Annotated in this window: 17 protein-coding genes; 2 read left to right on the top strand and 15 right to left on the bottom strand. The window is 74.8% G+C overall.

What is annotated here, in order from left to right:
• Positions 1-199: 199 nt before the first annotated feature.
• The 15 genes from ccsB to KPL59_RS21160 all read right to left on the bottom strand — a co-directional run bounded on the left by ccsB (position 200) and on the right by KPL59_RS21160 (position 17,442).
• Complete coding sequence (ccsB, locus tag KPL59_RS21230; protein ID WP_226361778.1) at positions 200-1,156, bottom strand: c-type cytochrome biogenesis protein CcsB; 957 nt, start codon at positions 1,154-1,156, stop codon at positions 200-202.
• Between the two features lie 6 nt (positions 1,157-1,162).
• The gene (locus KPL59_RS21225) at positions 1,163-2,809 is read right to left on the bottom strand and encodes a cytochrome c biogenesis protein ResB (RefSeq protein WP_226359131.1); all 1,647 of its coding nucleotides are present in this window, start codon (positions 2,807-2,809) and stop codon (positions 1,163-1,165) included.
• On the bottom strand, positions 2,809-3,672 hold the full coding sequence (locus KPL59_RS21220) for a cytochrome c biogenesis CcdA family protein (protein WP_226361777.1): 864 nt from the start codon (positions 3,670-3,672) through the stop codon (positions 2,809-2,811). Before KPL59_RS21220 ends, KPL59_RS21225 begins: the two co-directional genes overlap by 1 nt.
• Positions 3,673-3,768: 96 nt before the next feature.
• The gene (locus KPL59_RS21215; protein ID WP_226361776.1) at positions 3,769-4,368 is read right to left on the bottom strand and encodes a TlpA disulfide reductase family protein; all 600 of its coding nucleotides are present in this window, start codon (positions 4,366-4,368) and stop codon (positions 3,769-3,771) included.
• Positions 4,365-5,024, bottom strand: coding sequence for a histidine phosphatase family protein (locus tag KPL59_RS21210; protein ID WP_020626104.1), 660 nt, complete (start codon positions 5,022-5,024; stop codon positions 4,365-4,367). Before KPL59_RS21210 ends, KPL59_RS21215 begins: the two co-directional genes overlap by 4 nt.
• A gap of 2 nt (positions 5,025-5,026) precedes the next feature.
• Positions 5,027-6,367: a glutamate-1-semialdehyde 2,1-aminomutase gene (hemL, locus tag KPL59_RS21205; RefSeq protein ID WP_374111650.1), complete on the bottom strand. Its 1,341-nt coding sequence runs from the start codon at positions 6,365-6,367 to the stop codon at positions 5,027-5,029.
• A 22-nt stretch (positions 6,368-6,389) separates the two neighbouring features.
• On the bottom strand, positions 6,390-6,839 hold the full coding sequence (locus tag KPL59_RS21200; RefSeq protein WP_226361775.1) for a hypothetical protein: 450 nt from the start codon (positions 6,837-6,839) through the stop codon (positions 6,390-6,392).
• A 763-nt stretch (positions 6,840-7,602) separates the two neighbouring features.
• Entirely contained in the window at positions 7,603-8,583 is a 981-nt protein-coding gene (gene hemB, locus KPL59_RS21195; RefSeq protein WP_226361774.1) for a porphobilinogen synthase, read from the bottom strand.
• A 153-nt stretch (positions 8,584-8,736) separates the two neighbouring features.
• Positions 8,737-10,278, bottom strand: coding sequence for a uroporphyrinogen-III synthase (locus KPL59_RS21190; protein ID WP_226361773.1), 1,542 nt, complete (start codon positions 10,276-10,278; stop codon positions 8,737-8,739).
• A gap of 16 nt (positions 10,279-10,294) precedes the next feature.
• Positions 10,295-11,251: a hydroxymethylbilane synthase gene (gene hemC / locus KPL59_RS21185; protein ID WP_020626099.1), complete on the bottom strand. Its 957-nt coding sequence runs from the start codon at positions 11,249-11,251 to the stop codon at positions 10,295-10,297.
• Positions 11,248-12,684 carry a glutamyl-tRNA reductase gene (locus KPL59_RS21180; RefSeq protein ID WP_226361772.1) on the bottom strand — a complete coding sequence of 479 codons (1,437 nt, stop codon included), beginning with the start codon at positions 12,682-12,684 and terminating at the stop codon, positions 11,248-11,250. Before KPL59_RS21180 ends, hemC begins: the two co-directional genes overlap by 4 nt.
• 4 nt (positions 12,685-12,688) lie before the next feature.
• Complete coding sequence (locus KPL59_RS21175; RefSeq protein WP_075553411.1) at positions 12,689-13,417, bottom strand: redox-sensing transcriptional repressor Rex; 729 nt, start codon at positions 13,415-13,417, stop codon at positions 12,689-12,691.
• A 494-nt stretch (positions 13,418-13,911) separates the two neighbouring features.
• Entirely contained in the window at positions 13,912-15,606 is a 1,695-nt protein-coding gene (locus tag KPL59_RS37075; protein WP_226353512.1) for a molybdopterin-dependent oxidoreductase, read from the bottom strand.
• The gene (locus tag KPL59_RS21165) at positions 15,603-15,839 is read right to left on the bottom strand and encodes a glutaredoxin family protein (RefSeq protein ID WP_060710448.1); all 237 of its coding nucleotides are present in this window, start codon (positions 15,837-15,839) and stop codon (positions 15,603-15,605) included. The genes KPL59_RS37075 and KPL59_RS21165 overlap by 4 nt, the downstream gene beginning before the upstream one ends.
• A gap of 1 nt (position 15,840) precedes the next feature.
• Positions 15,841-17,442 carry an AMP-binding protein gene (locus KPL59_RS21160; RefSeq protein WP_308187928.1) on the bottom strand — a complete coding sequence of 534 codons (1,602 nt, stop codon included), beginning with the start codon at positions 17,440-17,442 and terminating at the stop codon, positions 15,841-15,843.
• 746 nt (positions 17,443-18,188) lie between these two features.
• Between KPL59_RS21160 and KPL59_RS21155 the strand changes: the two genes are divergently transcribed.
• A complete protein-coding gene (locus tag KPL59_RS21155) occupies positions 18,189-18,827 on the top strand; it encodes a sigma-70 family RNA polymerase sigma factor (protein ID WP_043280249.1) in 639 nt (212 codons plus the stop codon).
• A 190-nt stretch (positions 18,828-19,017) separates the two neighbouring features.
• Positions 19,018-20,436: a DUF5667 domain-containing protein gene (locus KPL59_RS21150; protein WP_226361770.1), complete on the top strand. Its 1,419-nt coding sequence runs from the start codon at positions 19,018-19,020 to the stop codon at positions 20,434-20,436.
• The last annotated feature ends 57 nt before the right edge of the window (positions 20,437-20,493 follow it).

Below are 20,493 nucleotides of genomic sequence, written 5' to 3'. Positions count from 1 at the left end.
GTCACCGGGCTCGGCGGCCGGCTCCGCAGCGTCGTCACCGCCGGTCCGCCTGCGCCGTCCGAACGACCGGCCGGGGGACTCCGTCGTGGCCCAGCGCTCCCGCACGTAGCGGCCCACCGACCCGTCGGGCTGCTCGCCGGAACCGTTCTCACTCACGGGAAACGACGGTAGCCGGGCGGAACCCGGTGGTCGAGGCGCCTCACACCCCCGCGTACGAGTGCAACCCGGCGACCACCATGTTGATGAAGAACAGGTTGAACACGATCGTGGCGAAGCCCGCCGTGTTGATCCACGCCGCGGCGCCGGAGTTCTTCCACCCCGCGGTGGCCCGGGCGTGCAGGTAGGCGGCGTAGAGCACCCAGGCGACGAAGGCGACGGTCTCCTTCGGGTCCCAGCCCCAGAACCGGCCCCAGGCCGCCTCGGCCCACACCGCGCCGGTGATGATCCCGAAGGTGTAGAGCGGGAACGCGAGCACCGTCACGCGGTACGCCAGCCGGTCGAGCGACTCCGCCGACGGCAGCTTCGCGGCCCACGACGCCGGCTTCCCGTTCCGCTTGACCAGGAACAGCAGGCTCGCCACACCGGGGACGAGCAGCAGACCGGAGGCCAGCGTGATCGTCGTGACGTGGATGATGATCCAGTACGACTGCAGGGCCGGGACGACCGGCGCCGCGTCGAGGTAGAGCACGGTGCCGGTGACGAACATCAGCAGCACGACCGGCGTCAGCACGAACACCCCGGCCGGCCGCAGCCCCGGGTGCCGGCGCACGAGCACCAGCCACGCCCCGACGGCCATCAGGCACAGCGCCGAGGTGAACTCGTACATGTTGCCCAGCGGCCACCGGTAGGCGGCGAAGCCGCGCAGCACGATCGACCCGAGGTGGGTCAGGAACGCCAGCACCATCAGCGAGATGCCGATCCGGCCGTAGCGGTCGGCGCGGGAGCGGCGGCCGTCGTCGGACGGGGGTTCCTCGGGCGCGGCGACCGCCGTGGACCCCGCCCCGACCGGGGCGGGCTCCGACTGCCGGGCGGAGGCCCTGGCGACACGGCGGGCCGCGTACTCCAGCGACGCGAACACCAGCGCCAGCAGCAGCACGACGAGCGTCGCCTGGAACAGGCAGTCGCTCCACATCGCGGTGATCGGGTCGACGAGCATCTCCGGTTAACCGTCCTTCTTGTCCGTCGGGTCGAGCAGCTCGGTCGCGAGCCGGTCGAACTCCTCGCCGTAGCCTGCCCGGTCGGTCCGGGCCAGACCACCGAGGGTGATGCGCGCGCCCCCACCGTCGCGCGTGGTCACCCGCACCCAGAACCGGCGACGCGTGACCGACAGCGACAGCGCGAGGCCGCCGACCATCAGCACCGCCGCGGCCAGCACCCAGGACTGGCCGGGGTCGTGGCCCACCTGCAGGTTCACCCACGGGGTGACGCCGTCGAACCGGACGACCGTGCCGTCCGGCAGCCGGGTGGTGTCGCCGATCCCGAGCCGCGCGGTGGCGACGGAGCGCAGCTCGCCGTCGTCGATCTTGCTCTGGTCGACGCTGAAGATCGACTGGCCGCGGCCGTCGTCGATGCCGAGGTCGCCGAGGAGCACATCGACGTCGGCGGTCGGCGACCGCAGGTCCGGGTGCACCGACACCAGCCTGCCCTCGGGGTCGACCGCGCCGGTCGGCGCGAACGTCCCGGTGACGGCGAGCTGCGTGGTGCGCCGCTGCTCCGGGTCGGTGATGCCGGGGCGCTCGAACTTCGTCGCCCCCTCCGACAGCTGGGTGCCGGACTGGTCGACCGGACGCCACTGGACCTCGCCGGTGCGGCTCTGCCCGTCCGGCCAGGTCACCGTGAACTCCGGGGCGTAGCCGTATCCGGTCAGGTAGACGCGGTCGCCGTCGGTGCGCAGCGGGTGGTTGACCGCGATCTCGTCGGGACGCCAGGTGCTGACGCCGTCACGGACGTCCTGCCCGGTCTGGTACCCGACCGAGGCACCGAAGGTCGACGGCTGGCCGTTCGGCAGCCAGGTGCCGTCGAACCGGTCGACCTTCACGCAGAAGTCGTTGAGGTCGGTGCCGTCGACGCGCAGCCCGGCGCGGAAGCTGTCGTAGCCGAGGATCGAGCTGTTGCAGAACTCGCTGCCGTCGGCGCGCACGATGACGTCGCCCTCGTAGCCGTACATCTTCCCGCCGGCCAGGCCGAGCAGGATGCCGATCAGGCTGAGGTGGAACACGAGGTTGCCGGTCTCGCGCAGGAACCCCTTCTCCGCCGAGATCGTGCGGGAGCCGTCGTCCTCGGTGCGCTCCACGGTGCGCCAGCCACGCAGCAGCCGCCGGGCCCTGGCCAGCTCGTCGTCGACGCCGGCGGTGGTGTCGCCCTCGGCGTGGTGCGGCAGCCGCGCCAGGTTGCGCGGGGTCATCACCGGGGGCTGGCGGACCGAGCGCAGGTACTCGCCGGTGCGCGGGAACACGCAGCCGACCAGCGAGATCATCAGCAGCAGGTAGATGGCGGCGAACCACGGGCTCGCGAACACCTCGAACCCACCGACCGCGTCGATCACCGGCGCGATGGTCGGGTTGTCGCGGTAGAAGTCGTCCACGAGGAACGCGTTCAGCGAGCGCTGCGGCAGCAGGGCCCCCGGCATCGCCGCCAGCGCGAGCAGGAACAGGAGCACCAGCGCGGTGCGCATGCTGGTCAGCCCGCGCCAGGTGTTGCGCAGGAACGCCAGCGCGCGGACCAGCGGCCCGGGCCGCTGCGACGGCGGCGGTCCGCCGTCCGGTGTCGACACGGACGGCTGCGGTGGGGCCTGCGGCGGGGAGCTCATCAGATCGGCGGGGTGAATCCGGCGATCGAGACCTGCAGCGCGACCAGCCACTGGGACCACAGACCGGACACCAGCAGCGCCCCGACCGCGACCAGCAGCGCTCCCCCGGCGATCTGCACCGCCCGGGTGTGACGGCGCAGCCAGCCCAGCGCGCGCACCGCCCGGGTCGCGCCCAGCGCGATCAGCACGAACGGGATCCCGAGCCCGGCGCAGTAGGCCAGGATCAGCACGATCCCGCGCACCGAGCCGCCCCCGGTGCCCGCGGCGACGGCGACGACCCCGGCCAGCGTCGGTCCGATGCAGGGCACCCAGCCCAGGCCGAAGACCGCGCCCAGCAGCGGGGCGCCCGCGAGGCCGACCCGCGGCGTCCAGTGCGAGCGGTACTCGCGCTGCAGCGCGGGGATGGCCCCGGCGAACGCCAGCCCCATCACGATCATCACGACGCCGCCGATGCGCTGCAGCAGCGCCTCGTTGTCGATGAGGACGTCGGACAACCACACGACGCCGACCATGATCGCGCCGAACACGACGGTGAACCCGCCGACGAACAGCAGCGCGGCCCCGGCGACCCGCCAGCGGCCGTCGTCCCGGGCCGGTGCGACGGCGGCGGCCACGGCGCCGTCCTGACCGCCGTCCCGCGGTACGGTCGCGGTCCCGCCCCGGCGGGCGGCGGCGCGGTCGCCCGCCTCGGCCGAGGTGACCGGCGGGGACTGCGCACCGACGAGCCCGGCGAGGTAGGCGAGGTAGCCCGGGACCAGCGGGACGACGCAGGGCGAGGCGAAGCTCACCAGGCCCGCGGCGACCGAGACCAGCACTGCGAGCAGCAGCGGCCCCGAGATCGCCAGCGTCGTCGTCGCGTCCATCGCATCCCAGGGTAGAAGCCCTGCTCGGGGTGCCGCGCGGCGGGTTCTACAGCGTGTAGTTCACCGGGCGGCGCGCGACCGGCTGGTCACCCGGGGTCAGCGGGACGAACCGGCCCGCGGCTCGGCGGCCAGCCGCGTGATGAGCGGCAGCAGGTCGGAGCTGCCGACCGGGACCAGGAACACCGCGGCCACCCGGGAGTCGCGGTCGAGCACGATCGTCGAGGGGACGACGTTGCGCGGGTAGCCGTCGAGCCGGGCCAGGGTGCGGCCGGGCGCGTCGTAGATCGAGTCGTAGGTGATGCCGCGGTCGGTGACGAAGTCCAGGGCGGCCTGCCGGTCGTCGCGGACGTCGATCCCGAGGACGACGGCCTTGCCCTTCGCCGCCTCGGCCACCGCCTGCAGCTCGGGGGCCTCGGTCCGACACGGGCCGCACCAGGAACCCCAGATGTTGATGACCCGAACCGTGTCGGGGAAGTCGCCGATGCCGACCTGGGTGCCCTCGCGCAGCAGACTCTCGCCACGCAAGTCGGTGATCGTCTGACGGCTCTCCGGCGGGTCGCAGGTGATGCGCACCTGGCCGCCAGGAGCGACGAACTGGAAGTCCTGGCCCGGTCCCCCGCCCGCGGCGTCGCGGCCCACACCGCAGCCGGCGACGAGCACCAGCAGTCCCAGCAGGGCCGGCAGCAGGCGGCTCATGCGCCGGTCACCATCGCGCCGCTCGGGCCGGCCGGCTCGGCGTAGCGCAGCCCGGTCATCCGGGTGCCGGTGAACTCGATGCTGGTCAGCGAGGCCAGCGCGCACTGGCGGCGGCGCGGGTCGTGCCAGAGCCGCTGGCCCATCAGGTAGCGGCGCAGCGTCCAGATCGGCAGCTGGTGCGACACGCACACGACCTCGCGGCCGGGGGCGAGCGCCCGTGCGGCGTGCACGGCGCCGAGCATCCGGTGTGCGATCGCGATGTAGGGCTCGCCCCAGGACGGGGTGAACGGGTCGCGCAGCAGCCGCCACACCTGCGGGCGCTTGAGCGCGCCGTCGCCGACGCCGAACCGCTTGCCCTCGAAGAGGTTGCCGGACTCGATCAGTCCCTCGTCGGTGTGGATGTCGACGCCGTGGGCGTCCGCGATCGGGCGGGCGGTCTCCTGCGCGCGCTGCAGCGGCGACGCGACGACGGCGGCGACGTCGTTGCCGTCCAGGTACGCGGCGACGGTCTTGGCCTGGGCCCGGCCGTGGTCGGACAGGTGGTAGCCGGGGATGCGGCCGTAGAGGACGCCCTCGGGGTTGTGCACCTCGCCGTGGCGCAGCACGTGCACCACGGTCACCGGTCCCGACGCGGGCGGGCTGGTCCGGTCACCCATGGTCAGACCCCGTCCGGTCGGGTGGCGGCGGCCGCGGCGCCCGCGGCGGCGACGAGGCCGGTCTCGATCCGCTCGAAGGCCTCGTCGTCCAGCGCGGTGGAGACGAACCAGCCCTCGAAGGCGCTGGGCGGCAGGTAGACCCCGTGGTCGAGCATGGCGTGGAAGAACGCCGGGTAACGCCAGGTCTCGGCGGCCTTGGCACCCGCGTAGTCGGTGACCGGGTCGGCGGTGAAGAACGGGGAGAACATGGTGCCCGCGTACTGGATCGTGTGGGCGACGCCCTCCCGGTCCAGCGCCGCGGTCACCATGGCGCCGATCCGGTCGGCGTTGGCCGCCAAGGTGGCGTAGACGGCCTCGTCGGCGTGGCGCAGCGTGGTGAGCCCGGCGGCGACGGCGACGGGGTTCCCGGCGAGCGTGCCCGCCTGGTAGACCGGGCCGGCCGGTGCCAGGTACGACATGTGCTCGGCGGACCCGCCGAACGCGGCGGCGGGCAGGCCGCCGGACATGACCTTGCCGAAGGTGTAGAGGTCCCCGGCGACGCCGTCGCAGCCGAACCAGCCCTGACGCGAGGCCCGGAAGCCGGTCATGACCTCGTCGATCACCAGCAGCGCGCCGTGCTCGTGCGCGAGGTCGCGCAGCGCGGCGTTGAACCCGGGGACCGGCGGGACGACGCCCATGTTCCCGGCGGCGGCCTCGGTGATCACGCAGGCGATTTCCGGGCCGCGCTGCTCGAACACGGTGCGGACGGCGTCGAGGTCGTTGTAGGGCAGCACCACGGTGTCGGCGGCCTGGGCGCCGGTGACGCCCGGGCTGGTCGGCAGGCCGAGGGTGGCGATGCCGGAGCCCGCGTCGGCGAGCAGCGCGTCCACGTGGCCGTGGTAGCAGCCGGAGAACTTCACGATCACCGTGCGACCGGTGATGCCGCGGGCGAGCCGGATGGCGCTCATCGTCGCCTCGGTGCCCGAGTTGACCAGGCGGACCTGCTCGACCGGGGTGCGGTCGACGATCTCGGCGGCGAGATCGATCTCGCCCGGGGTCGGGGTGCCGAACGACAGCCCCTGCGACGCCGCGGACCGCACCGCCTCGACGACGGCCGGGTGCGCATGCCCCAGGATCATCGGCCCCCAGGAGGAGACGAGGTCGACGTAGGTGGCGCCGTCGGCGTCGGTGAGGCGGCAGCCCTCGCCCGAGACCATGAACCGCGGGGTGCCGCCGACCGAGTTGAACGCCCGCACCGGGGAGTTCACCCCGCCGGGGATCAGCTCGGTCGCCCGCTCGAAGAGGCGGGCCGACTCCTTCGGTTCCGGGTTGCTCACGGTGGTCCCTGCGCTTCCGGTGCTCACGGGCCCAGTCTCGCAGCCGGTGTCAGGACCGGCTCGCGCCCCCGAGCTTGCGGGCGGCGTACCACTCCTTCGCAGGGCGACCGAACAGCAGCGCGACCCCGGCAGCGGCGACACCGACGACCAGCACCGCGAACACCGGCTGCCCGCCGATCAACATGATCAGCAGTAGTGGGATCCCGTAGAGCACGAGCAGCACGATCAGCGCGATCCGCGCCCCGGCAGCACCGAGGAACGCGGCGACCGCCAGCGCGATCCAGACCAGTGCCAGCACCAGGAAGACCACGCCCATGACCCGCACCGCCTGGCCGAACTGGGCCATCGTCATCCCGGCCGCGGCCAGCGCGGCGTCGAACTCCCCGCGCGGGATGCCGGAGTCGTTCAGCAGCGACTCGTTGACGGTCACGAACAGCGAACCGATGCCGGTGACCACGAACGGCACCGCCGCCGCGATCAACGCGACGAGCGCGGTCACGACCTGACGAGGCCGGGCCGGACGGCCCTGTGGCCCGCTGCCGAGACCCGCCGGGGGGCGGTCCCCAGCCCGACGTGGTGTTCCACTGCGGGCCCTGCCCCGCCTGCGGCCCGGGGCCAGACTGCTGCCCGGGCCCCGGCTGCGCGGCAGAACCCGGCTGTGCTGCGGAGCCCGGGTGCCCGGTCGAGCCCGGCTGCGGTGCCGGCGCGGCGGGTGCCTGCGACGGCGACGGCGGCGTGGAGCCGCCGTGCCAGCCGTTCGGGTACGGGTTCTGCGGGTACTGCGGGTAGCGCCCCGTCGACGGCTCGGGCCGGTAGTACTGCGGGGCGTCGTGCTGTCCGGGGTCGCTGCTCACGTCGTCCACGGTAGCCGTGCCGGTGTCCGGTTTGCCACGTTCGGCGGTACCCGACGGCGCGATTCACTCTTCGCCGGACGCCCGGCCCGAGAGCCGCCCACAGCGCCGCCCACAGCACTGCCACGGCACGAGGCCGTACGCCGTCCGGTCGTCACCCGGCACGGCCACGATCGGGCGCGCGAGGTCCTCCGGCTCGTTCGGGAGGCGAACTCGAACTCGGGCCGGGAGCGGGGCCGGGCCCGGGAGCGGGCACGGGTCCGGGGCCGAGCTCGGGGCCCAGAGTCTGCGAATTCGCTTACCGGGTAAGCGAACTCGGAGAAAGGTGGCCTCGCTGGAACTTCCCCGGGCCGCCCACGGCGGACACGCTCTCCACCGCGCGAGCAGAAGATCGTCCCGACGGTGGCGGGATCAGCCCCGGTCGAGCCAGGACGCGACCTCGGTGGCCCAGTAGGTCAGGATCACGTCCGCACCGGCGCGGCGGATCGAGGTCAGCGTCTCCATGATGGTCCGCTCGCGCTCGAGCCAGCCCCGGGCGACGGCGGCCTCGACCATCGCGTACTCACCGGAGATCTGGTACGCCGCGACGGGCACGTCGGCGACGTCGGCCACCCGGGCCAGGATGTCGAGGTAGGCCAGGGCGGGCTTGACCATCACCATGTCGGCGCCCTCGTCGAGGTCGAGCGCGAGCTCGCGCAGGGCCTCACGCGCGTTGCCGCCGTCCTGCTGGTAGGTCTTGCGGTCGCCCGTGAGCTGCGAGTTCACCGCCTCGCGGAACGGGCCGTAGAACGCCGAGGCGTACTTCGCGGTGTAGGCGAGGATGCCGGTGTCGGTGAACCCGGCCTCGTCGAGCGCGGCGCGGATGACGCCGACCTGGCCGTCCATCATGCCGCTGGGCCCGACCAGGTGGGCGCCCGCGCGGGCCTGCTCGACACCCATCCGCGCGTAGATCTCCAGCGTCGCGTCGTTGTCGACGCCGCCGTCGGCGTCCAGCACGCCGCAGTGGCCGTGGTCGGTGAACTCGTCGAGGCACAGGTCGGACATCACGACAAGGTCGTCGCCGACCTCGGAGCGCACGTCGCGCAGGCCGACGTTGAGGATGCCGTCCGGGTCGACGGCGCCGGAGCCGGTCGCGTCGTGGTGCTCGGGGACGCCGAACAGCATCACGCCGCCGACGCCCGCGGCCGCCGCCTCCGCGGCCGCCTTGCGCAGCGAGTCGCGGGTGTGCTGCACGACCCCGGGCATCGAGCCGATCGGGACCGGCTCCGTCGCGCCCTCACGGACGAACATCGGCAGCACCAGCTGCCGCGGACGGACCTCGGTCTCGGAGACCAGCCGCCGCATCGCGGGGGTGGTCCGCAACCGTCGGGGACGCTGCGCCGGAAAACCCATGCGGACCAGGCTACGACCGCCCCGGACACACGTCGGCCCCGCACCACCTCGGAGAGGCGGGACGGGGCCGGACGGGGACGGCAGCGGCTCAGCGGCAGTGCCGATGCGCCCTTCGCTCCGCTCAGCGGCAGTGCCGATGCGCCCTTCGCACGCTCAGCGGCGGCGAGCCTTCACCTTCTTCGGCGGCGGCAGGTTGCCCTCGGCGCGCAGCTTCGCGGTGTGGCTGGCCAGCGCGTCGACCAGGGTCGGGACGCGGGACTCCTCGGGCTGCACGGCGACCCGCAGGCCGAACTCGCGCGCGGTCTCCGCGGTGGCCGGGCCGATGCAGGCGACCAGGGTCCTGGCGTGCGGCTTGCCGGCGATGCCGACCAGGTTCCGCACCGTCGACGACGAGGTGAAGCACACCGCGTCGAAGCCGCCGGTCTTGATCGCCTCACGGATCGGCGCGGGCGGCGGGGCGGCCCGGACGGTCCGGTAGGCCGTCACGTCGTCGACCTCCCAGCCGCGCTCCTGCAGCCCGGCCGACAGCGTCTCGGTGGCGATGTCGGCGCGCGGGAGCAGTACCCGGTCGACCGGGTCGAGGACGTCGTCGTGCGGCGGGAAGATGTCCAGCAGGCCCTCGGACGTCGAGGACTGGGCCTCGTCGATGTCGGGGACGAGCTCGGGCTCGATGCCGAACTCGCGGACCTTCTCCGCGGTCGAGCGGCCGACGCAGGCGATCTTCACGCCGGAGAAGGCGCGGGCGTCGAGGCCGAACTCACCGAACTTCTCCCAGACGGCCTTGACCGCGTTGGTCGAAGTGAACACGACCCACTGGTAGCGGCCGTCGACCAGGCCCTTGACCGAGCGCTCCATCTGCGCGGGCGACCGGGGCGGCTCGACGGCGATCGTCGGCACCTCCTCCGGGATGGCGCCGTGCATCCGCAGCCGCTCGCTCATCACGCCGGCCTGGTCCTTGGTGCGCGGCACCAGGACCCGCCAGCCGTAGAGCGCGCGCGACTCCCACCAGGACAGCTCGCCACGGCGACCGGCGGCCTCGCCGACGGTGAGGACGAGCGCGCCCTCCAGGTCACCGCCGTCGGCGGCGATCCGCCCGACCGACGACGAGATGGTCCGCTGGGTGGAGGTGGTGCCGCCCGCGGTGATGGCGACCGGCGTCTCGTCCGGGACGCCCTGGGCGGTCAGACCGGCGGCGACGTCGCCGAGCAGCGCGCTCGTCGCGTGCAGCACGACCGGACCCGGGCTCGCGGCCAGCGCGGCCCAGTCGACGCCCGCGCGGACGTCGGCCTCGACGTGCGCCGACCCGAGCGCGACACCGGCGTAGGCCGGGACCGCGGTCGAGGACGGGACGCCCGGAACCACGTCGAACGGCGTGCCCGAGGCGGACACGGCCATCGCCTCAGCGACGACGGCGTCGTTGGTCAGCGGGTCGCCGGAGACCAGCCGGGCCACCGAGCGGCCCTGGCCGGCCTCGCTGAGCAGGTCGCTCGCGATGTCGGCGGGCTGCCCGACGGCCGGGCGCACCTCGGCGCCGTCCGCGGCCAGGGCGAGGATGCCCTCGGGCACGTCCGGGTCGGTGATGACCAGCGGCGAGCCAGCGAGCACGTCCCGGGCACGCACGGTGAGCAGCGCCGGGTCCCCCGGTCCGCTGCCCACGAAGGCGATCCGCCCCGAGGTGTTGGCAGGTCCTGTCATTGAAGAAACTCCCGAATCAGCGGTTGGCGGGACCACCGGGACCTGCGGGGCGCAGGTCCTCGGCTCCCAGGTCGAGAAGCTCGAGGGCGACCGCGGCCCCGATCTTCTCTGCGTCGTCCATGTCTCCGGTGGCGGAGGCGCGCACCACGTCGCCCCCCGCGATGTCCCCGATCCCCAGCGCGCCGCGCAGCGACAGCCGGTCGACCGCGCGGCCGTCGTCGTCGAGGTCGGAGACGACCTCGGCGAGCGCGCCGACGGGGGTCGTGCACTCGGCCTCCAGCCCCGCCAGCACCGCACGCTCGGCGGTGACGGCGAAGCGCACACCGCTGTCGTCCAGCACCGCGGCCAGCACCGCCGCCAGGTCGGTGTCGGCGGTGCGGCACTCGATCGCCAGCGCGCCCTGGGCCGGGGCGGGCAGCATCTGCAGCGGGTCGATCAGCTCGTCCGCCTCGTCGACGCGGCCCAGCCTGCGCAGTCCCGCGGCGGCCACGACCACCGCGTCCAGCTCGCCGGACCGCACCTTCCCGATCCGGGTGTCCACGTTCCCGCGGATCGGCAGCACCTCCAGCCCCAGGCCGAGCGCGTGCAGCTGCACGGTCCGGCGCGGGGACCCCGTCCCGACCCGGGCACCACGGCCCAGCTCGCCGAGCACCCGACCGCCGGTGACCAGCGCGTCGCGGACGTCCTCGCGCTCGGGGACCGCCGCGATCGTCAGCCCCTCGGGCTGCGCGCTCGGCAGGTCCTTGTACGAGTGCACGGCCACGTCGATCTCGCCGGCGTAGAGCGCGTCGCGCAGCTGCGAGACGAACACCCCCACCCCGATCTGCGGGATCGGCGCCGACGAGCGGTCACCGCTGGTCGAGATGGTGACCAGCTCGCACGGGTGGCCGGCGGCGACGAGCCGGTCGGCCACGGTGGTGGACTGCGCGACCGCCAGCTTCGACGGCCGGGTGCCGATCTTCAGGACGCTCACGAGATCTGCTCCGGGGGACGGGACCCGATCGACGGGGTGACGTCGAACGGCACGGTGGGGTCGCTGAAGCGCAGGGCGGCGGCGACGTCGCCGCCGTCGACGCTGGCGTCGGCGCCACGGACCGGGGCGGCGACCGCGGCGGCGGCCTGCGGGTCGAGCTCGAACAGGGTGCGCAGCGCCGCGGCGTAGCTGTCCCCGTCCGGACCCTCGGCCAGGCGCTTCACCTGGACGGTGGGGGTGTGCAGCAGCTTGTCGACGACCCGGCGCACGGTGCGGGAGAGCTCCTCGCGGACCCGGGCGTCCAGATCGGGCAGCCGCGAGTCGAGGCGCAGCAGCTCGGCGTCGACGACCTCCGAGGCGCGCCGGCGCAGCGCGGTGACCGTCGGCGTGACCTCGGCCGAGCGCTGCCCGGCCAGGTACTGCTGGGCCTCGGCGTCGACCATCTTCTGGGCCACGGCGACCGAACCGCCGTCGGCGACGTCGAGCAGCCGACGCTGCAGGGTGATCAGGTCGACCATGCGCACGCCGGCCAGCTCGCCGACGGCCGGGTCGACGTCGCGCGGCAGGCCCAGGTCGCACACGACCAGGGGGGAGGTGCGGCCGTTCAGTGCCTGCGCGACCGGCTCGACGTCGACGACGTGGCCGATCGCGCCGGTACAGGCCAGCAGCAGGTCCGCGTCGCGCAGCTCGGCGGCCAGGTCGTCCATCACCGCGAAGCGCGCCGTGGTGCCCGGGTCCGCGTGCTCCCGGATCTTCTCGACGAGCCGCTCGCCGCGCTCGGCCGACCGGTTCAGCACGACGATCTTGCCCGCCCCGGCGCGACGCAGGTGGGCCGCGGCCAGCGCGCCCATCGCGCCCGCCCCGACGATGACGGCGCGGCGCCCGGCCAGACCGTCCCCGCCGAGCTCGCGGTCGGCGTCGCGCAGGGCCTCCGACACGACCGAGGCACCCGCCTCGTCGATACCGGTCCCGGCGTGCACCCGCTTGCCGACCCGCAGCGCCTGCTGCACCAGCTCGTGCAGGACCTTGCCGACGGCGCCCGCGCTGTCCGCGGCCGCGTAGGCCCCGCGCAGCTGACCGAGGATCTGCGACTCGCCGACCACCATCGAGTCCAGGCCCGCCGCCAGCGCGAACAGGTGCTGGACCGCCGAGCCCGCGTAGTGCACGAACAGGTGCTCGGACAGCTCGCCGATCGGGAACCCGGCATGGGCACCGAGCACGTCGGTGACGTCGCCGAGGCCGCCGTGGAACGCGTCCACGACCGCGCAGATCTCGATCCGGTTGCACGTGGAGAGGACGACCGCCTCCTCCACGTGCGAGCGGTCGAGCATCTCCTCGAGCAGCTTGGGCACGTCACCCGGAGCGACCGCGAGGCGCTCCAGCACCTCGACCGGCGCGCTGCGGTGCGACAGGCCGACCACGAGGACGCTCATGGCTCTACGACACCACCGATTCGTTCGTCTTGTCCGTCACCGCGGCGGCACCGGTGTGCCGTCGCGCCACGTGGAACGCGAGGACCTGCAGCTCGACCGACAGGTCGACCTTGCGGACCTCGACGTCGTCCGGGACCGTGAGCAGCACCGGAGCGAAGTTGAGGATGGACTGCACACCCGCCGCCACGAGCAGGTCGCAGACCTTCTGGGCAGCCGGCCCCGGCGTCGCGATCATCCCGATGGTGACGCCGTCACCGGCGCACACCTCGGGGATCTCGCGCGCGTGCCGCACCCGGATGCCGTTGATCTCACTGCCGACGAGGTCGTCGTCGACGTCGAACAGGGAGCTGACCGGGAAGCCCCGGCCCGCGAAGCCGGAGTAGCCGGCCAGGGCGTGGCCCAGGTTGCCGACGCCGACCAGCGCGACCGACTGCCGCTGGTCCATGCCCAGCTCGCCCTGCAGCCGACCCTGCAGCGAGGCGACGTCGTAACCGACGCCGCGCACGCCGTAGGAACCCAGGTAGGACAGGTCCTTGCGGAGCTTGGCCGAGTTGACCCCGGAGGCACCGGCGAGCTCCTCGGACGACACCGTCTCGACGCCCGCGTCGCGCAGCTCACCGAGCACGCGCAGGTACACCGCGAGCCGGGACACGGTCGCCTCGGGCACCGGGCGCGCGGGGCGCTCGCCGGTGCCGTCGGGCGCGGCGACGCCGGACTCGGGCGGCAGGGTCACGGGCCGTCCTCCTCGGGCGTCGGTCGGCGGGCGGCCGGGGTCCCGGTGGCCGTCCTGCTCACGGGGGCTTGTCCGCGGGCGGTCGGTCATCGAGACTGGGCGTGCTCCGTTCGGGGATGTACAGGGGCCGGTCGTCGGCGTGCTCGCGGCACGCCCGCGAACCGGCCGGGCGGGCCGGACGGGCTGCGGACGGACGAGACCCGGCGTCCTCGGCGCCGCAGGGGCACCGTGCCACCGGGACCGGCGACGGGAACCCACGGTAGCCGCTTGTGAAGGCACGCACAAAGTTGCGATCTTGGTCCTCTCCGTGCTCGACCCCGCCCCTGACCTGGAGCTACCGGTGATCGACGGGCAGGAACCGCTCGTCGTGCGACGACCGCCACGTCGTTCCCCACGACACCACCGTCACGCAGTCCTGACGACCGCTCGTGACACAGCTCTCCGCGCGGAGGGGGCCCACCGGGATCCAGGTCGGCGCCGCCCGTCGGCGCCGCTCAGGTCACGGTGACCGTGCGAGTCGGCCAGCCGGTCGCCGCCCCCGGCAGCGGGGAGCGGCGCTCGGCGGTCTGGACGACGCCGTCGCCGTCGGTGGCACGGCACACCAGGGTGTACCCGCCCGGCGGTAGGTCCAGCTCGGCGCGCCACTGCCGCCAGGTCGCCCCGCCGGCGGGCACCGGCGCGAGCTCGGCGGTCACCCAGGACCCGGATCCGCCGCCGTCCTGCACCCCGACCTCGACCCGGCGGATCCCCCGGGGCACCGCCCAGGCGGTGCCGGTGACCACGACCCGACCGGCGGGCACGCTCGCGTACGAGGCGGGCGACTCGATCCGCGCGGCCGTCTCCATCGGTCCGGGCGGGGCCCACCCGCGGGCGCGCCAGTAGTCGGCGCGCGCGCCGAACGTCGTGAACTCGATGTCGGTGACCCACTTGGTGGCCGAGACGTAGCCGTAGAGCCCGGGGACGACGATCCGCACCGGGAAGCCGTGCTCGGGCGGGAGCGCGACCGGGCCGTCGGGTCCGGCCATCGCGACCGCGAGCAGCGCGCCGCGGGCGGGGTCGAGCAGCAGCGACGACGGGCTGCCCGCCGTCCAGCCGTCGGTGGAGGTGGACAGCGCCTGGTCCGCGGCCGGGTCGGGCTCCGCGGCCGCGAGCAGCGGCGCGAGCTCGACGCCGGTGAACCGGGTGGTGGAGACGAGGTCGCCGCCGACCTCGTTGGAGACGCACGCCATCGTCACCCAGCGTTCGACGAGCGGGCGGGCCAGCAGGTCGTCGAGGGTGAGGGTGAGCTCGCGCCCGACCCGCCCGTGCACCCGCAGGCTCCACGACGCCGGGTCGACCGACGGGACCCGCAGCGCGGTGTCGATCCGGTAGAAGGCGTCGACGGCGGTGGTGAACGCGGCCGCGCCGGGCACCTGTGCCCCCGCGGGCAGCGTCGGTGCGGCCGCGATGCGGCCCTGCGCGGCGAGCATCCGGATCCGGGCGGTGAGCGCCTCGCGTGCAGGCCCGATGCGGCCCGAGGGCAGCAGCGGCGCGGCGGCCGCGGCCCCGGCGCCCAGCACGACCCCGCCCGCCCCCGCCAGCGCGGTGGTGCGCAGGAACCGCCGCCGGGTCAGCGACGACCGGACCGGCCGCCCGTCGGGCAGCGTCCCGTCCGCGGTCGGGGCGGGGATCCGGGCCGCCAGCGCGTGCAGCTTCCGGAACACCGTCACCGCGACGACCGCGGCGGCACCCGCCGGGACCATGTCGAGCTGACCGGCGCCCGACGCCGTCGCCGCGGCGACCACGCCCGCCAGCCCGAGCACCGCGAGCCCCCACGCACCGGGCCACGGTGAGCGGCGCGACAGCGCCCCGAGCCCGGCCGCGGCGAGCGCAAGGACGACGAGCACCCCGGCGACGACGGTGTAGCGGCTGCCGATCCCGGCCCCGACCGTCGCCGCACCGGCCAGCGCGGGCGGGGTGAGCGCCACGACCTGCTCGGCGACGGCGTTCACCGGCCCGGCGGCCGGGGCGATCAGCAGCGCGAGAGCCTGCCCGGCGCCGACGCCCAGTGCGGCCGCGGCCAGCCCGGCCAGGGCGGTGCGGGCGGGCGGCGCGGGACGGGCCAGCCGCGTCCCCCGGCCGGCCGGGCCTCCGGCGGGGAAGGCCCGACCGTCGACGGTGGAGGCCGGACCGTCCGGGGCCGGGCTCACCGCCGGGCCAGGTCCGCGCGCAGGCGCTCCTCGTCGACCCGGAACGAGTCGTGCTCACGGCCGTCGAGCAGCACCACCGGCACCTGGTCGCCGTACTCGGCGCGCAGCTCGTCGTCGGAGTCGACGTCGACGGTGTCCCAGCCGGTGTCCGTCTCGGCGCACACCCGGGCCAGCACCTCGGCGGCGTCGTCGCACAGGTGGCAGCCCACCCGGGTCAGCAGTCGTACCCGCATCTCACATCCTCGCCAGTGTCCTCCGGGCGATCTTGCCCGTCGGGGTGCGGGGCAGCTCGTCGACGAACGCGACGACGGCGGGCCGCTTGAACCGGGCGAGCCGGGCCGCGCAGTACTCGGCGACCGCCTCCTCGGTGAGCTCGGCGCCCGCGACGGGCACGACGACCGCCTTGACCGCGGCGCCGGTCCGGTCGTCGGGCACCCCGACGACGGCGACCTCGGCCACCGCGTCCAGCTCGGCGACGACCTGTTCCACCTCGCGCGGGTAGACGTTGAAACCGTTGACGATGACCAGGTCCGAGGACCGGTCGACGAGGTGCAGGTCGCCGTCGGCGTCGAGGTAGCCGACGTCGGCGGTGACGAACCAGCCGTCCTCACCGGGGCCGCCGCAGCCGTCGGGCCAGTAGCCGGAGAACAGGTTGGGACCGCGCAGCGCGATCAGGCCGGTGTCGTCGGCGGGGTCGGAGTCGTCGTCGTAGTCGAGGTCGTCGAGCGGGTCCTCGCCGCGCGGTGCCGGCTCCGGGTCGCGCTGCGGCAGCGGCTGCCCCGCGGGGTCGACCAGACGCAGCTCCACCCCGGGCAGCGGCCGGCCGACCGAGCCCGGCTTGGCCGGGCGGCCCAGGTCGTTGCTGGTGACGACGGGCCCGCCCTCGGTGAGGCCGTAGCCCTCGTGCAGGTCCAGCCCGCTCGCCGCGCGGAAGTCCGTGAGCCAGCTCGCGGGCAGCGGGGCGCCGCCGGAGGTGCACAGCCGCACCCCCGCCATCGCGGCGCGCAGCCGCTCGGGCCCGAGGTCGAGCAGCATCCGGAACATCGACGGCACCCCGGCCACGACGCTGACCCGCTCCTGCACGACCGCCTCGGCCAGCCGGTCCGGGGAGAACCGGCCGGGCAGGACGACGGTGGCGCCGGTCCAGCAGACCTGCAGCAGCCCGGCGGCGAGCCCGTAGACGTGGAACAGCGGCAGCGCCAGCAGGACCCGGTCGACCGCATTGACCGGTGCCGGGCGGAGCTCCCCCGCCTGCTCGCGGTTGGCCAGCAGCGCGCGGTGCGACAGCCGCACCCCGCGCGGACGCCCGGTGGTGCCGGAGGTGAACACGACCAGCGCGATCCGCTCGGGGTCGGCGGGGGCCCGGTCGACCGGGGCGTCCGGGACCGGGGCGGCCAGGTCCGGCGGGCCCAGCAGGGTCGCGCCGACGCCCTCGGCGCAGCCGGCCGCGACGGCGTCGTCGAGCCGGGCGACGACCGCGACCGGCCGGGCCTGGTCGAGCACGACCTCCAGCTCGCGGGTCACCGCGCCTGCGCCGAACGGTACGACGACCGCGTCGGCCCGCAGCGCTCCGAACAACGCCACGCAGTAGTCGGCCCCGTCGGGCAGGCCGATCGCGACCCGGTCACCGTGGCGGACGCCCGCCGCACGCAGCCGGGCGGCCTCGGCGGAGACCGCCGCGTCGAACGCCGACCAGGTCAGGGTGAGCGGTGCCGCGCCGGACAAGTCGCGGACGGCGTCGTGCCCGGGGCGCTCGGAGGCGTTGCGCGCCACCAGGTCGGCGAGGTGGGTGGGCCGCTCGGGACGGTGGCCCGGCGCGGGGTCGGAACTCGGCACGGCGGTCTCCATCCTCGGACCCCGCCGGGGCGGGGTCGGCTCGTCGGCACGCGTCACGGCCAGTGTTCCAAACCCGGCCGGGACCGTCGCGCCCCGAGGGACCGTTCACCGCTGTGTACGCCACGTGTCGATTCGGACACGCTTCGCGCACGGTTCGTCCACCGCGCGTATCGGGCCGCTCGCCGGAACGGGACGCGACGAGAGGCGGCGAGTGCGCTGCGCCACTCGACAGACGTCTATGCTCCGCCGCTACATGTAGTTCAACGCGTGAACCGCCGGTTCGTCGCGCGACTCACCCGAGGGAGTGGCATGCAGCTCGACGCCAGCGCGCCACGGTGCACACCGTGCCGCGGTGCACACCGTGCCGCGCCGCGCGGGACGCGCCGGCGGTCCCCGCCCGCCGGGTCGCCCGCCGAGCCGTACCCCGTCCAACCCCCCCGGGATCCATGACCCGGCCGACGCGACCGCACCGGCTGCTCCGACAGCAGCGCTCCGAGACCATCCCCGAGACCGTCCGTCCGCCCCGGGCCCCCGAACCCGGCCAGGACAGACCCGACACCGTCCGCCCCCAGCCGGACGGGGAGGTGTCCGTGACTTCAGCGACCTCTGCGCCGTCCCAGCCGACGGGGCCGATCGCGTCCGCTCCCCTGGTCGACGCTCCCCCCACGTACCCCGCAGGCCCTGCGCTACACCGCCCGGACGGCCGGACCACCCGGTCGGGTCCGCCGGGCCGTACCGAGCAGGACATGCCGATGCCACGACGGGCACCGCAGATCTCGCAGGAGCTGCAGCGACCGGAGGCCGACCCGGCCGACGAGGCCGCCCGCGCCGTCGAGGACGCGAACAGCTCCTGGGCGCTGGTCGAGGCCTGCCAGGCCGGCGACGTGGCCGCGTTCGGCGAGCTCTACGAGCGCTACCACGACGTCGTCTACCGGTACGTGCTGTTCCGGATGGGCGACCGGTCCTTCGCCGAGGACGTAACCCAGGAGACCTTCGTCCGGGCCCTGCGCCGGATCTCCTCGGTCAGCTACCAGGGCCGCGACATCGGGGCCTGGTTCGTCACCATCGCCCGGAATCTGATCTTCGACTACGTCAAGTCCAGCCGCTTCCGGCTGGAGCAGACGACCTCGGAGATCGTCGAGCTGTCGCCCAGCACCGGTGGCCCCGAGCAGCAGGTGCTCGACATGGCCACCAACGACGAGCTGCTGGCCTCGATCGCCAAGCTCAACTCCGACCAGCGCGAATGCATCCAGTACCGGTTCCTCAAGGGCCTCTCGGTCGCCGAGACCGCCGAGCTGATGGACCGCAACGAGGGTGCGGTCAAGGCGCTGCAGCACCGCGCGGTGCGCCGCCTCGCACAGCTCCTCCCGGACGGCCTGCGGTGAGCGGGTCTCCCGCCGGAACAGCCGGAACGCGAGAGGGTGTGTCGATCACTGCGCCGAACGCACTACTCGATGCGGTGAACGGTTGGAAGGCCGTAACCTCGTCCGCAGTCGGTCGTTGTACCGACCGGCGCGCACTGACGGCGCCACACGCGCCGACGAGCAGCGCGAGACTGCAGTGAGGACGGACGGCATGCCCAGGGCATGGGACGACGGGTATCCCGGCGACGACGGTTTCGACCGCGCGCCGGCGGGTGCCCCTGCATCGGAGGAGCTGGCGCACGAGATCGCGCTGGCCGCCGCGCTGGACCGTTCGCGGCGTGACCTCTCGCCCGATCCGCACGCCTCGGCCCGGATGCGGGCACGGCTGTTCGAGGTGCTGGCCCAGGAGGGCGTCGGGCAGCAGTCCGGCGGGCCCTCGTTCGGCGACCGGTTCGACCGCGTCGACCCGGCCGACCTCACCGCGCCGATCGGCCCGCCGATCGCCGACGACCTCGACTGGGACGCGGTGTCCAACCGCCGCGCCGCCGGCGAGCACGCCCCGGCCGCGGACGACCCGACCGGTCGCGGCGGCCGTCCGCGCCGTGGCCGCCACGTGCTGCCGTCGGACCACCCGGACCACCCCGAGCAGGTGAGCGCCCCGGCCGGACCGGCCCGCGACGCCGAGGCGGGGCCCGGCCGCGACGACTCCGCCCGTCCGGCGCCGTCCGGCGCCCGGATGCTGGACCGCCGCCGCCCGAGCGTGCGCAAGCGCTTCGGCGTCGTCGTCGGCGGGTTCGCCGCGCTCGCGGTGATCGCCGGTGTGACCTCGACCGTCAGCCGCGACGCCCTGCCCGGCGACGCGATGTACGGCATGAAGCGCGCCAGCGAGAGCGTCGGCGGGGTGTTCACCGTCGGCCAGCAGGCCGCGGCCGCCCGCCAGCTCGACCTGGCCCGCTCCCGGGTCGACGAGCTGGAGAGCCTGGTCGCGCGGTCCACGCCGCCGTCGCCGGACGCGGTGGCGTCCGCGATGGGCGACTTCGACCGGGCCACCAGCACCGGCAGCAGGCTGATGCTGGCCGGCGCGGGCACCGACGGCGCGGACACCTCGCGCCTGGCCGAGCTGCGGACCTGGGCGGCCGCCCAGTCCGGGCGCATCACCCGTCTGCAGTCCGACCTGCCCGCCGAGAGCCGCGGGGAGACCTCGGAGGCCATCCGCCTGCTGGACCGGGTGCTGACCCGGGCCGAGGCGCTGCGGGCCGGCACCGGCTGCGCCGCGGACAGCGGCGGCACCGTCGACGACCTCGGCCCGGTGCCCGGCGAGTGCCGCACCGCGGGTGGGCCGTCCTCGGCCCAGGCCGTCGAGCAGTCCGCGCCGGTGACGCCGTCGGAGACCGCGACCGGCACGCCGTCGCCGACCTCCGGTCCGGCCACCTCGACCTCCCAGACCCCGACCACCTCGGGGTCCTCGCAGGACGGCGGTGGGCTGCCGCTGCTGGACGGCGGTGGCTCGGCCACCTCCGAGAGCGGGTCGAGCAGCTCGTCGGAGCCGTCGGCGGAGCAGAACCGCCTGCTGCCGCCGATCACGATCCCGCCGCTGCTGCCGGGCCTCGGCCCGGTCACCCTCGGCTGATCCACCCCGGAGACCACGGGCACGGGCCCGGCGCCCGGTACGTCGACACGTGTCACG

The sequence above is a fragment of the Pseudonocardia sp. ICBG1142 genome, from assembly GCF_020496255.1.
GTDB lineage: Bacteria > Actinomycetota > Actinomycetes > Mycobacteriales > Pseudonocardiaceae > Pseudonocardia.
Note: the sequence above shows the minus strand (reverse complement) of the source record. Positions and strands in the feature narration are given on the sequence as shown.

Excerpts from the sequence above, each read along its gene's own strand:
- ccsB (WP_226361778.1), bottom strand. The coding sequence starts at position 1,156 with ATGCTCGTCGACCCGATCACCGCGATGTGGAGCGACTGCCTGTTCCAG.
- KPL59_RS21225 (WP_226359131.1), bottom strand. The coding sequence starts at position 2,809 with ATGAGCTCCCCGCCGCAGGCCCCACCGCAGCCGTCCGTGTCGACACCG.
- KPL59_RS21220 (WP_226361777.1), bottom strand. The coding sequence starts at position 3,672 with ATGGACGCGACGACGACGCTGGCGATCTCGGGGCCGCTGCTGCTCGCA.
- KPL59_RS21215 (WP_226361776.1), bottom strand. The coding sequence starts at position 4,368 with ATGAGCCGCCTGCTGCCGGCCCTGCTGGGACTGCTGGTGCTCGTCGCC.
- KPL59_RS21210 (WP_020626104.1), bottom strand. The coding sequence starts at position 5,024 with ATGGGTGACCGGACCAGCCCGCCCGCGTCGGGACCGGTGACCGTGGTG.
- hemB (WP_226361774.1), bottom strand. The coding sequence starts at position 8,583 with ATGGGTTTTCCGGCGCAGCGTCCCCGACGGTTGCGGACCACCCCCGCG.
- KPL59_RS21190 (WP_226361773.1), bottom strand. The coding sequence starts at position 10,278 with ATGACAGGACCTGCCAACACCTCGGGGCGGATCGCCTTCGTGGGCAGC.
- KPL59_RS21180 (WP_226361772.1), bottom strand. The coding sequence starts at position 12,684 with ATGAGCGTCCTCGTGGTCGGCCTGTCGCACCGCAGCGCGCCGGTCGAG.
- KPL59_RS21165 (WP_060710448.1), bottom strand. The coding sequence starts at position 15,839 with ATGCGGGTACGACTGCTGACCCGGGTGGGCTGCCACCTGTGCGACGAC.
- KPL59_RS21155 (WP_043280249.1), top strand. The coding sequence starts at position 18,189 with ATGCCGATGCCACGACGGGCACCGCAGATCTCGCAGGAGCTGCAGCGA.
- KPL59_RS21150 (WP_226361770.1), top strand. The coding sequence starts at position 19,018 with ATGCCCAGGGCATGGGACGACGGGTATCCCGGCGACGACGGTTTCGAC.